Origin of the sequence: Pelomonas sp. V22 (assembly GCF_030014915.1) — a bacterium.
GTDB lineage: Bacteria > Pseudomonadota > Gammaproteobacteria > Burkholderiales > Burkholderiaceae_C > JAUASW01.
In genome coordinates this window covers 1,056,778-1,069,427 of record NZ_JAGIXS010000001.1, presented here as the reverse complement: position 1 = coordinate 1,069,427, position 12,650 = coordinate 1,056,778, and the positions used below count along the sequence as shown (strand labels likewise).

General features: G+C 65.4%; 9 protein-coding genes. 5 read left to right on the top strand and 4 right to left on the bottom strand.

Translation table 11 applies throughout. The features are described from left to right. The first annotated feature begins 9 nt into the window (after nt 1-9). Nucleotides 10-1,065, top strand: coding sequence for a hypothetical protein (locus J7U46_RS04830; RefSeq protein ID WP_282823692.1), 1,056 nt, complete (start codon nt 10-12; stop codon nt 1,063-1,065). On the opposite strand, the gene J7U46_RS04825 is transcribed toward J7U46_RS04830, so the two are convergent. The 4 genes from J7U46_RS04825 to J7U46_RS04810 form a co-directional block, all read right to left on the bottom strand. Further along, nucleotides 1,062-2,636: an ABC transporter substrate-binding protein gene (locus J7U46_RS04825; protein ID WP_282823691.1), complete on the bottom strand. Its 1,575-nt coding sequence runs from the start codon at nt 2,634-2,636 to the stop codon at nt 1,062-1,064. The two genes, J7U46_RS04830 and J7U46_RS04825, sit on opposite strands and share 4 nt — an antisense overlap. Continuing rightward, nucleotides 2,633-4,204 (bottom strand): ABC transporter substrate-binding protein, encoded by a 1,572-nt coding sequence (locus tag J7U46_RS04820; protein ID WP_282823690.1) that lies wholly within the window; start codon nt 4,202-4,204, stop codon nt 2,633-2,635. Before J7U46_RS04820 ends, J7U46_RS04825 begins: the two co-directional genes overlap by 4 nt. 60 nt (nt 4,205-4,264) lie before the next feature. Then, nucleotides 4,265-4,564 (bottom strand): hypothetical protein, encoded by a 300-nt coding sequence (locus J7U46_RS04815; protein WP_282823689.1) that lies wholly within the window; start codon nt 4,562-4,564, stop codon nt 4,265-4,267. A 70-nt stretch (nt 4,565-4,634) separates the two neighbouring features. Then, nucleotides 4,635-5,477 (bottom strand): 2OG-Fe(II) oxygenase family protein, encoded by an 843-nt coding sequence (locus tag J7U46_RS04810; RefSeq protein ID WP_282823688.1) that lies wholly within the window; start codon nt 5,475-5,477, stop codon nt 4,635-4,637. Between the two features lie 392 nt (nt 5,478-5,869). Here J7U46_RS04810 and J7U46_RS04805 point away from each other — a divergent pair, with 392 nt between their 5' ends. From J7U46_RS04805 to zapE, 4 genes are all read left to right on the top strand, one after another. Beyond that, the gene (locus tag J7U46_RS04805) at nt 5,870-8,725 is read left to right on the top strand and encodes a 2-oxoglutarate dehydrogenase E1 component (protein ID WP_282823687.1); all 2,856 of its coding nucleotides are present in this window, start codon (nt 5,870-5,872) and stop codon (nt 8,723-8,725) included. A 38-nt stretch (nt 8,726-8,763) separates the two neighbouring features. After that, nucleotides 8,764-10,050, top strand: coding sequence for a 2-oxoglutarate dehydrogenase complex dihydrolipoyllysine-residue succinyltransferase (odhB, locus tag J7U46_RS04800; RefSeq protein ID WP_282823686.1), 1,287 nt, complete (start codon nt 8,764-8,766; stop codon nt 10,048-10,050). Between the two features lie 11 nt (nt 10,051-10,061). After that, complete coding sequence (gene lpdA / locus J7U46_RS04795; RefSeq protein ID WP_282823685.1) at nt 10,062-11,480, top strand: dihydrolipoyl dehydrogenase; 1,419 nt, start codon at nt 10,062-10,064, stop codon at nt 11,478-11,480. Nucleotides 11,481-11,542: 62 nt separating this feature from the next. Then, nucleotides 11,543-12,643 carry a cell division protein ZapE gene (zapE, locus tag J7U46_RS04790; protein ID WP_282823684.1) on the top strand — a complete coding sequence of 367 codons (1,101 nt, stop codon included), beginning with the start codon at nt 11,543-11,545 and terminating at the stop codon, nt 12,641-12,643. Nucleotides 12,644-12,650 lie beyond the last annotated feature (7 nt).

Genomic DNA, 12,650 nt, shown 5'->3' with positions numbered 1-12,650 from the left:
TGGTGAAGCATGGCAGTACGAACGAGTTCTGAGACCGCACTGGCCGGCATCGAGGCCGCCCTGGCCGACGAGCGCTGGGCCGAGGCGCGTGATTCGGCTGCGGACCTGCTGGCGGGCGATGCAGACGATGGAATCAAGGCCCGGGCCCTGCTGCTCAGCGCCCGCGCGCTCTGGCATCTGGGCCAGATCGAGCAGGTGCTCCAGCATGCGCTGGACTCGGTCCTGCTGGCACGCGCACGGGACGACCAGGCGCTGCAGATCTCGGCGTCGACCCTGGCGACTTTTTCCTTGGCCGAGCTGGGCTGTGCCGATGCCGGGCTCCCGCTGGCGCTACGGGCGCTGCAAGCGACCGAGCGCGCGAACGACGGGCTCTACATGCTGCGGCCTGTGGCTTTGTCTTGTGCGGCCTATGTCCATGCTTGCCTGGCCCAGGCGCAGCAGTCGGAAGCCTTGCACATGGAGGCCTTGTCGCTGGCCCGTGAGGGCGGTTCGCCCGAGGGCCTGCACATGGCCTTCTGCAATCTCGCGCTGTCGCTGTCCTTGACCCACCGTGAGGCATTGCGCCGGCAGGACGCGTCACTGGCCCAGGTGGCCACGGCCTATGCGCAAAAGCACATCCCGCAGCTGCGGCGGCTGGCGCGCGACGAGCGGCTGGATCGCTGGCGTCGAGTCAGCCTGTTGCACGACTTGGCCGAACTGCTCGCCTTTTGCGGCAGCGTCAGGGAGGCCGAGGCCCTGTACCGCGAGTCACTGCAAGAAGCGGAGGGCCAGCTCACCGGCTACTACGCACTGAATGCCAAGGCCGATCTAGCCGAACTGCTGTCGGCCCAGGGCCGCCATCAGGAAGCTTTTGACTTGCTGGCCCCTGCCGTGGCGGAGGCCCAAGACATGCAGGGCGGCTACCGGCGCTGGCTGCTGGTGCTGCGCGCCTTGCTAAGCTGCTGCCAGGCCTTGGGCCTCGCTTCTGAGGCGCGGGAATTGCAGGCCCGGATGGCCGCGACCGAGCTTGAGTTCGCCGCCGTGCGCCAGCGGGTGCTGGCCCGGCTCGCCGCTGCAAAGCCCTAGCGCACCGAGGTGCGCCAGCTCTGCGGGTTGTCGTTGGCCCGGTGCGGCGCCTCCACGTTGGCGCGCATGGCCCAGGGCCGCATCTGGTGGTGCAGCGGGATGAAGAAGACCTCGTCCCGCACGCGCAGCAGGGCCTCGCGGATCTGGGCATTGCGCTTGACCACGTCGGTCTCGACCTTCATTGCATCGACCAACTGATCGACCTTGGCATCGCTGACCTTGGAGAAGTTGGAATGCCCATCGGGCCCGCTGGTGCGGGTGCGGATGATGTCCTGCAGCGTGTACTGGCCGTCGAAGGTGGCCACGCCCCAGCCGAGCAGGTAGAGCGCCGCCTCGCCGCGCTGGTAGGTCTGCGTGTGCTGTGACCAGGGCGCCGCAATCAGGCGCGCCTTGATGTCCAGCTTGGCCCACATGGAGACCACGGCCATGCAGGTCTCCTCGTCGTTCACATAGCGGTTGTTGGGACAGTGGAAGGGCACTTCGAAGCCCGAGCCATAGCCCGCCTCGGCCAGCAGAGCCTTGGCGCGCGCCAGGTCGGCCTTTGGCGGCACATCGATGTCGGGCGTGTTGCCGTTGACGCTAGGAGGCACCATCAGCGCCGCCGGTATCGAGTAGCCGCGCATGATGGTGCGCTTGATCGCCTCGCGGTCGATGGCGATCGACAGGGCCTCGCGCACCCGCCTGTCCTTGAAGGGATTGGCGCCCTTGATGCTGGCGCCCTTCAGTTCGTCGCTGCCCAGGTCCATGGCGATGAAGATGGTGCGGTTCTCGGCGCCATCGATCGCCTTGAGCCGCGCATCGGTCTTGAGCTTGGCCACGTCCTGCGTCGGCAGGTCGGTGAGCAGGTCCACGTCGCCCGAGAGCAGGGCGGCCACGCGGGTCGGGTCGGACTTGATCGGCAGGTAGGTCACCTCGGTGACGTTGCCGCGATTCTTGAGGTCCCACCAGTCTTCATTGGCCACCATGCTCATCTTCTGGTCCGGCTGCCAGCTGACGATCTTGTAGGGGCCCGTGCCCATGGCATTGCGCGAGGCGTAGCTGTCTTCCTTGGCCTTGTAGTCCTGCGTGTTCTGCGCCTTGTTCTTCTCGGCCCAGGTCTTGGACATGATGCGGAAGTTCGGCAGGTTGCGCAGCAGCAGCGGCGTGGGTGCAGAGAGCAGCAGGTCCACCGTGTGGCTGTCGATCTTCTTCACTTCCTTGATGCCGGTGACGTAGATCTGCATGTTGCCCTGCGGCTGCATCACACGGCCGAAGCTGAAGACCACGTCATCGGCGGTGAATGGCGAGCCGTCGTGGAACTTGACGCCCTTGCGCAGTTCGAAGCGCCACTGCGTGGGCGTCAGCATGGTCCATTTGGTGGCCAGGCAAGGTTCAGGCTCGTACTTGGCGTCCATCCGGGTCAGGCCCTCGTAGGCGTGGGCGAGCAGGCCGGTGGTGGTGCTGTGGTTCTGCGAATGCGGATCCAGCGTCAGCACGTCGTTCTGCGCCGCCCATCGCAGTGGCGCGGCTGAGGTGTTCAGTGCACCGGCCGAAGCCAGCAAGGCAGCGATGAGCAGCAGCGATGTTTTCATGGCTTGACGTTGGCAAAACGGGCTTCGGGTCGGTCGTCGGGCCGGTGCACCGTGTCGACCGTAGTGCGCATGGCCCAAGGGCGGATCTGGTGGTGCAACGGGATGAACAAGTGCTCATCCCGCACGCGCATCAAGGCCTCGCGTATCAGCGCGTTGCGCTTGGCGGTGTCGGCCTCGACTTTCATCGCGTCGATCAACTGGTCGAGCTTGGCATCGCTGACCTTGGCGTAGTTGAAGCTGCCGTCCGGCCCGCTGGTGCGCGTGTGGGTGATGGCCTGCAGCGTGAACTGCGCATCGAAAGTGGGTACGCCCCAGCCCAGCATGTAGAGCGGCGTCTCGTAGCGCTGGAACGCGAGGCTGTGCTGCGACATGGGCAGGGCCGCCAGCTTCGCATGCACGCCGATCTTGGCCCACATGGAGACGATGGCGAGGCAGATCTCCTCGTCGTTGACATAGCGGTTGTTGGGGCAGTTCAGCGGGATCTCGAAGCCCGAACCGTAGCCCGCCTCGGCCAGCAGGGCCTTGGCGCGCGCCAGGTCGGCCTTGGGCGGCGCGTCGAGTTCGGGCGTGTTGCCGTTGACGCCGGGCGGCACCAAGAGGGCTGCCGGGATGGACAGGCCGCGCATGGTGGTGCGCTTGATCGCCTCGCGGTCGATGGCCAGGTTCAGGGCCTCGCGCACGCGCTTGTCCTTGAACGGATTCTTGCCCTTGATGTTGGAGCCGCGCAGCTCGTCACTGCCCAGGTCCATGGCGAGGAAGACGGTGCGGGTCTCCGGCCCTTCGATCAGCTTCAGGCGCGGGTCGGCCTTGAGGCGCGCCACATCCTGGGTAGGCAGGTCGGTGAGCAAATCCACGTCGCCGGAGAGCAGGGCGGCCACGCGCGTGGCGTCCGACTTGATCGGCAGGTACTGCACCTCGGTGACGTTGTTGCGATGCTGATCCCACCAGTCCTTGTTGCGCTGCATGCTCACGCGCTGGTCGGGCTGCCAGGACGTGATCTTGTAGGGGCCGGTGCCCATCACGTTGCGCGAGGCGTAGTTGTCTTCCTTGCTCTTGTAGTCCTGCACGCTGACTGACTTGTTCTTCTCGGCCCAGGTCTTGCTGACGATGCGGAAGTCGATGATGTTCTTCAAGAGCAGCGGATTGGGCGCCTCCAGCAGCATCTCGATTTCATGCGTGCCGAGCTTGCGGACCTCCTTGATGCCGGTGACGTAGATCTGCATCGTGCCCTGCGGCTGGCGGATGCGGTTGAAGCTGAAGACCACGTCGTCGGCGGTGAAGGGCGTGCCGTCATGGAACTTGACGCCCTTGCGTAGCTCGAAGCGCACCTGGGTCGGCGTCACGAAGGTCCACTTGGTGGCCAGGGCCGGCTCGAGCTCGTACTTGGCGCCGTAGCGGGTCAGGCCCTCGTAGGCATGCATCAGGATCGAGGTGGTGACCGTGTGGTTCTGCGAATGCGGATCCATCGACAGGATGTCGTTCTGCGCGGCCCAGCGCAGCGTGGCGGCGTGGGCCCCGAGGGTCAGGCCTAGGGCCAGCAGAGTGGCAAGCTTCCATTTCTTGGGCACGTGCATTCCATCCATCCGTTCGTTGACGATGGATGCTAGCGGCCGACTCCTGCGGGGCGGCTAGGGCTTGCCCGGGGCGCTGGCCTCGAGCTCAGCGTCGCAGCCCACGCCGGCGGCGATCCAGCGGCGCATCAGGCGCTTGAGCGGCCAGGGGGCGGAGAGCAGGGCGCCGCAGGCATAGCGGCCGGCGGCATCGTCCCAGCGCAGGGCGGTACAGGCGCCACGCCGCTTGAGGCTGAGGAGCATGCCGACGGGGCAGGGCTCGGCCAGGCAGCAGACGCCGCAGCCATTGCAGGTCGCACCAAGAGCGGGCTTGGGTGGTGCCTTGGTGTGGATCAGGATGACACGCTGCTCTGTCATGCGGCGAATGTAGCGGCGCCCATGAAAAACGCCGCTTCGATGAAGCGGCGTTTGACGGGGCAGAAGGTGCTTACTTCTTGACGCCCAGCTCGCGCAGGCGCTCTTCCAGGTAGCTGTGGGCCGTGTAGCGGTCCGACAGCACCACGTCGTTGCGCGGGTGCAGGAACAGTGGCAGCGAGACGCGGCTCTTCTTCGCGCCTTCGCCGGTCGGGTTGACCACGCGGTGCTGGGTCGAGGGGTAGTAGCCTTGCGAGGCCTCCTGCAGCATGTCGCCGATGTTGATCGTCAAGGTGCCAAAGTCGCAGGGCACGTCGTGCCAGTTGCCGTCCTTGCCCTGCACCTGCAGGCCCGGCTCATTGGCCGCTGGCAGGATGGTCAGGAGATTGATGTCGCCATGGGCGGCGGCACGGATCGAGCCGGCCGGCTCATTGCCGGTCAGCGGCGGGTAACGCAGCACGCGCAAGAGCGTCTGCTGGCTGCCCTTGATCATGTTGGACAGCGGCTCGCGGTAGTGCTTGGCGATCTCCGGCGGCGTGTAGCGCTCCACCCAGGAGAGCAGCTCCTCGGCCAGCTCGTTTGCCTGTTTGTAATAGGTGTCGGCATCGGCCTTGAGCTGCGCGGGCACGCGGCCCCAAGGGTAGATGTGGAAGTACTCCTTGATGTCCTTCTGCGTCGCGCCTTTGGCGGTCTCGGAGATCTCGGTCGAGAAGTAGCCGTCCTGCTTTTCCTTGGAGAAGGCGAACTGGTGCTTCTCTTCGGTGCCGAAGAACTGCAGCCAGTCGGCGTAAATCTTCTCGACCAGCGCCTGCTGGATCGGATGGTTGACCAGCACGCCGAAGCCGGTTTCGTGCAGCGAACGGGTGAATTGTTCCGCGGCATCGGGGGCGCGGTAGTCGACGACTCGAACTTGCATGGGAACTCCTGATCTGTGTCCCGACGGCAGACCATTCAATGGCGGGGCCTGGCCGTGCAAGGGCGAAGTCTAGGCCAAGGGGGACTGAATCGCAAACGTTTGGCCTTGCCGCCGACCGCCTGACTGGGTCTTGGTTGGGGAGGGGATGGACCGGCCGCTGGAACCCTACCGGTGCCAAATCCTGCCGCTCTGGCACGGCGCAAAACGGCAACCCTGGGCCTGCCCGGATGGCCCGGCAGTGCTAAAGTTCGTGCCCTGAGACTTTTGGTCCTTCCCGTCCCTTTTGTTGGCAACAGCGAAGGTGGGTCGCAATCCGCCAACCGGTCGAGCCGTGTCGCGGAAGGTTTATCAACCAGCCAAATCCCTGGAAGCCGGGGTAAGAGGTGAGCGAAATGATGCAGCAATACAGGTCCAACTCGTACCTGTTCGGGGGCAATGCGCCCTACGTCGAAGAGATGTACGAGGCCTACCTCGACAACCCGGGCTCCGTGCCCGACAACTGGCGCGCCTACTTTGACGCGCTCCAGCATGTCCCCGCGACCGACGGCACCGAAGCCCGCGATGTGGCCCACGCCCCGGTCATCGAATCCTTCGCACAGCGCGCCAAGGCCAATGCCTTCGCCAACAAGGCCAGCAGTGCCGACCTCGCCGTCGCCCGCAAGCAGGTCCACGTCCAGTCGCTGATCGCGGCCTACCGCTTCCTCGGCAATCGCTGGGCGGAGCTGGACCCCCTCAAGCGCGCCGAGCGCCCCAAGATTCCCGAACTCGACCCCGCGTTCTACGACCTGACCGAGTCCGACATGGACATCTCGTTCAGCGCTGTGAACAGCTATTTCGGTGGCGAGACGATGACGCTGCGCCAGATCGTGCAAGCGCTGCGCGAGACCTACTGCGGCTCCATCGGCGCCGAGTTCATGCACGGCTCCGACCCGGCCGAGAAGCGCTGGTGGCAGGAGCGCCTGGAAAAGGCCCGCAGCAAGCCCAGCTTCACGGCCGAGAAGAAGAAGCAGATCCTCGAGCGCCTGACGGCTGCCGAGGGCCTGGAGCGCTATCTGCACACCAAGTACGTCGGCCAGAAGCGTTTCTCGCTGGAAGGCGGCGAGAGCTTCATCGCCGCGATGGACGAACTGATCAAGCGCGGCGGCGAGCGCGGCGTGCAGGAAATCGTCATAGGCATGGCCCACCGCGGCCGCCTGAACGTCCTGGTGAACACGCTGGGCAAGATGCCCAAGGACCTGTTCGCCGAGTTCGAGCACAAGGCCGCCGAAGACCTGCCCGCCGGTGACGTGAAGTACCACCAGGGCTTCAGCTCCGACGTATCCACCGCAGGCGGCCCGGTCCACCTGTCGCTGGCCTTCAACCCCTCCCACCTGGAAATCGTCAATCCGGTCGTCGAAGGCAGCGTGCGCGCCCGCCAGGACCGCCGTGGCGACACCGCCGGCGACCAGGTCCTGCCGGTGCTGGTGCACGGTGACGCGGCCTTCGGTGGTCAGGGCGTCGTGCAGGAAACGCTGGCCATGGCCCAGACCCGGGGCTACCGCACCGGCGGCACGGTCCACATCGTCATCAACAACCAGATCGGCTTCACCACCAGCGACCCGCGCGACCTGCGCTCCACCTGGTACTGCTCCGACGTCGTCAAGATGATCGAGGCCCCGGTGCTGCACGTGAACGGCGACGACCCCGAAGCCGTCGTGTGGGCCACGCAACTGGCCATGGACTACCGCGCCGAGTTCAAGAAGGACGTGGTCCTGGACATCGTCTGCTTCCGCAAGCTGGGCCACAACGAGCAGGACACGCCGGCCCTGACCCAGCCGCTGATGTACAAGAAGATCGGCGCCCACCCCGGCACCCGCAAGGTCTACGCCGACAAGCTGGTCGCGCAGAACGTGCTGAGCGCCGAAGGCCCGGACGAGATGATCAAGGCCTACCGTGCGGCCATGGACGAAGGCCGCCACACGGTCGATCCGGTGCTGACCAACTTCAAGAGCAAGTTCGCCACCGACTGGTCGCCCTTCCTCGGCAAGAAGTGGACCGACAGCTGCGACACCGCCATTCCCGCCACCGAATGGAAGCGCCTCGCTGAGAGGCTGACGACGCTGCCCAAGGACTTTGCCGCCCACAACCTGGTGCAGAAGCTGTATGCCGACCGCGCCGCGATGGGCCGTGGCGAGACCAACGTGGACTGGGGCATGGGCGAATCGATGGCCTTTGCCTCGCTGGTGGCCTCGGGCTACCCGGTGCGTCTGTCCGGTGAGGACAGCGGCCGTGGCACCTTCACCCACCGTCACGCGGTCATGCACGACCAGAACCGCGCGAACTGGGACGACGGCACCTACATCCCGCTGCAAAACGTGGCGGACGGCCAGGCGCCGTTCACCGTCATCGACTCCATCCTGTCGGAAGAGGCTGTGCTGGGCTTCGAGTACGGCTATGCCGCTGCCGAGCCGAACACGCTGACCATCTGGGAAGCCCAGTTCGGCGACTTCGTCAACGGCGCGCAGGTCGTCATCGACCAGTTCATCGCCTCCGGCGAGGTGAAGTGGGGCCGCTCCAACGGCCTGACGATGATGCTGCCGCATGGCTACGAAGGCCAGGGCCCCGAGCACAGCTCGGCCCGCCTGGAGCGCTTCATGCAGCTGGCCGCGGACAACAACATGCAGATCGTGCAGCCGACCAATGCGGCGCAGATCTTCCACGTGCTCCGCCGCCAGATGCTGCGCATGTTCCGCAAGCCGCTGGTCATCATGACCCCGAAGAGCCTGCTGCGTGCCAAGGATGCCACCTCGCCGCTCTCCGACTTCACCAAGGGTGAGTTCAAGACGGTGATCGGCGAGCAGGATGCGAGCATCGACGCCGCCAAGGTCAAGCGCGTGATCGCCTGCTCGGGCAAGGTCTATTACGACCTGGTCAAGAAGCGCGAAGAGAAGAAGGCGAGCGACGTGGCCGTGATCCGCGTCGAACAGCTCTATCCCTTCCCGCACAAGGCCTTCGCCGCCGAGATCAAGAAGTACCCGAACGCGACCGACATCGTGTGGTGCCAGGACGAGCCGCAGAACCAGGGCGCCTGGTTCTTCGTGCAGCACTACATCCACGAGAACATGGCCGACGGCCAGAAGCTCGGCTTTGCCGGCCGCCCGGCCTCGGCCTCGCCGGCCTGCGGTTATGCGCACCTGCACCAGGAACAGCAGAAGGCCCTGCTGGATCAGGCCTTCGCGAAGCTCAAGGGCTTCATCCTGACGAAGTAAGCCGGCCTCGGTACTGAACAGAATCGAAAGAACAAATCATGGCAATCGTAGAAGTCAAAGTCCCCCAGCTGTCCGAGTCCGTTGCCGAAGGCACGCTGCTGACCTGGAAGAAGAAGCCCGGTGAAGCCGTGGCCGTCGATGAAATCCTGGTCGAGATCGAGACCGACAAGGTCGTGCTGGAAGTGCCGGCACCGTCGGCCGGCGTGATGGCCGAGATCGTCAAGGCCGACGGCTCCAGCGTCGTCAGCGAAGAAGTCATCGCCCGCATCGACACCGAAGGCAAGGCCGGCGCCGTGGCCTCGCCCGCTCCGGCTGCCGCCGTGGGTGGCCCGGTGGCCCCGCCGCCGGACGGCCCGGGCCCCGCTGCCCCGCCGCCGGATGGCCCGGGTGCCAAGAGCAATGTGGCCATGCCTGCTGCCGCCAAGCTGCTGGCCGACAACAACCTGTCGACCGGCGATGTTTCCGGCACCGGCAAGGACGGCCGCGTCACCAAGGGTGATGTGCTGGCCGCCGTCGCCGGTGGCGCCAAGGCTGCCGTGGCCGCACCGGTGGCTGTTGCCGCTGCTCCGGCCGTTGCCAAGCCGCTGCCTTCGGTTGCTGCCCCCATCGCGCAGAACCTGGGCGACCGCCCGGAACAGCGCGTGCCGATGACGCGCCTGCGTGCCCGCGTGGCCGAGCGCCTGCTGCAGTCGCAGGCCACCAATGCCATCCTGACCACGTTCAACGAAGTGAACATGGCGCCGGTGATGGAGATGCGCAAGAAGTTCCAGGAGAAATTCGAGAAGGAACACGGCGTCAAGCTGGGCTTCATGAGCTTCTTCGTCAAGGCTGCGGTCGCCGCATTGAAGAAGTACCCGGTGCTGAACGCCTCGGTCGATGGCAATGACATCGTCTACCACGGCTACTTCGACATTGGCATCGCCGTCGGTTCGCCGCGCGGCCTGGTCGTGCCCATCATCCGCAATGCCGACCAGCTGAGCTTCGCCGACATCGAGAAGAAGATCGCCGAGTTCGGCCAGAAGGCCAAGGAAGGCAAGATCTCGCTGGACGACCTGACCGGCGGCACCTTCTCGATCTCCAACGGCGGCACCTTCGGCTCCATGCTGTCCACGCCCATCATCAACCCGCCGCAGTCGGCCATCCTGGGCGTTCACGCCACCAAGGACCGCGCCGTGGTCGAGAACGGCCAAGTGGTCGTGCGCCCGATCAACTACCTGGCGATGTCGTATGACCACCGCATCATCGACGGCCGCGAAGCCGTGCTGGGCCTGGTCACGATGAAGGAAGCGCTGGAAGATCCGGCCCGCTTGCTGTTTGATATCTGAGGACTGAAATCATGAGCAAGCAATTCGACGTCGTCGTCATCGGTGGCGGCCCCGGCGGCTACATCGCTGCCATCCGTGCAGCGCAGCTGGGCTTCAACGTGGCCTGCGTGGACGAGTGGAAGAACGAGAAGGGCGGTCCGGCGCCTGGTGGCACCTGCACCAACGTCGGCTGCATTCCGTCCAAGGCCCTGCTGCAGTCCAGCGAGCACTTCGAGCACGCGATGCACCACTTCGCGGACCACGGCATCTCGACCGGCGAGGTCAAGATGGACGTGGCCAAGATGCTGGCCCGCAAGGACACCGTCGTGAAGCAGAACAACGACGGCATCCTCTACCTGTTCAAGAAGAACAAGGTGACGTTCTTCCACGGCCGCGGCTCTTTCGTCGCAGCCAAGGATGGCGTGTACGAGCTGAAGGCCGGCGATGAAACGGTGCAGACCAAGCACGTGATCGTGGCCACTGGCTCCAACGCCCGCGCGCTGCCGGGCGCGCCGTTCGATGAGGAGCTGATCCTGTCGAACGACGGCGCCTTGCGCGTGGGTGCGGTGCCGAAGAAGCTGGGAGTGATCGGCTCCGGCGTCATCGGCCTGGAGATGGGTTCGGTCTGGCGTCGCTTGGGCGCGGAGGTCACGGTGCTGGAAGCGCTGCCGGCCTTCCTGGCGGCCGTCGATGAGTCGGTGGCGAAGGAAGCGGCCAAGCTGTTCAAGAAGCAGGGGCTGAAGATCGAGCTGGGCGTCAAGATCAGCGAAGTCAAGCCCGGCAAGGGTGGCGTCTCGGTGGCCTACACCGATGCCAAGGGCGCCGAGCAGAAGCTGGATGTCGACAAGCTGATCGTTTCCATCGGTCGCGTGCCGAACACCATCGGCCTGAACGTCGAGGCCGTGGGCCTGCAGCTGGACGAGCGCGGCGCCATCGTCGTGGATGCCGATTGCAAGACCAACCTGCCTAACGTCTGGGCGGTGGGCGACGTGGTGCGTGGCCCGATGCTGGCGCACAAGGCCGAGGAAGAAGGCGTTGCCGTGGCCGAGCGCATTGCCGGCCAGCACGGTCACGTCAACTTCAACACCATCCCCTGGGTGATCTACACGAGCCCCGAGATTGCTTGGGTGGGCCGCACCGAGCAGCAACTCAAGGCGGACGGCGTGGCCTACAAGGCCGGGCAGTTCCCCTTCCTGGCCAATGGCCGGGCCCGCGCCCTGGGCGACACGCAGGGCTTCGTCAAGTTCCTGGCGGATGCCAAGACCGACGAAATTCTCGGTGTCCACATCATCGGCCCCTTCGCTTCGGAGTTGATCTCTGAGGCCGTGGTGGCGATGGAGTTCAAGGCTTCAGCCGAGGACATTGCGCGCATCTGCCATGCTCACCCCTCCCTGAGCGAAGCGACCAAGGAAGCGGCCCTGGCCATCGACAAGCGCACGCTCAACTTCTGATGCGCGTGTGATTTGAAAGACAAGGGGCGGCATGGGTCGCCCCTTTGCATTTGGAATCCTGCATGACCTCGGTCACCGAGCTGTACCAGCAAACCCTGAAAGAGCGCGGCTACACCGCCGACCCGGCGCAGCTGCGCGCCGTGGCTGCGCTACAGCGCTGCCAGGATGAATGGGCCGACTACAAGGCCCGCCGCAGCAACGCCGTGACCAAGCTGCTGGTGCGCCCGCCACTGCCGCGTGGCGTCTATATGTACGGCGGTGTCGGGCGCGGCAAGAGCTTTTTGATGGACTGCTTCTTCCAGGCCGTGCCGCTTACGCGCAAAACGCGTTTGCACTTCCACGAGTTCATGCGTGAGGTGCACCGAGAGCTGCAGGAGCTGAAGGGCATTGCCGACCCGCTGGAGGAGCTGGGCAAGCGCATTGCCAAGCGATTCCGCCTGATCTGCTTCGACGAGTTCCATGTGGCGGATGTGACCGACGCGATGATCCTGCACCGGTTGCTGGATGCGATGTTCAAGCACCGCGTGTCCATCGTCACCACCTCGAACTTCAAGCCGGACGAGCTCTATCCCAACGGCCTGCACCGCGACCGCATCCTGCCCGCCATCGCGCTGCTGAACGAGAAGCTGGAGGTGCTGAGCGTCGACAACGGCACCGACTACCGCCAGCGCTCGCTGGAGCATGTGGAGCTGTACCACACGCCGCTGGACGACAAGGCCGATGCCGCGCTGAACACGGCCTTCGAGTCCCTGGCCGAGGCCCGCGACGAGAGCCCGCTCTTGCACATTGAGCACCGGGAACTGCGCGCGCGCCGCCGGGCCGGTGGCGTCGTGTGGTTCGACTTCCAGACGCTGTGCGGCGGTCCGCGCTCGCAGAACGACTATCTGGAACTGGCGTCGCAGTTCCATACGCTGATCCTGTCAGGCGTGCCGGAGATGCCCGTCCGCCTGGCCAGCGAGGCGCGCCGCTTTACCTGGCTCGTGGACGTGCTCTACGACCGCCGCGTCAAGCTGATCATCTCGGCCGCCGTGCCGCCGGAGCAGCTCTACACCGAGGGACCCTTGGCGCACGAATTCCCGCGCACGGTATCGCGGCTGCAGGAGATGCAGTCGAAGGAATACCTGTCGCTGGAGCGGCGCGAAGTCGATACGTCCTTGACTTGATGAAGAC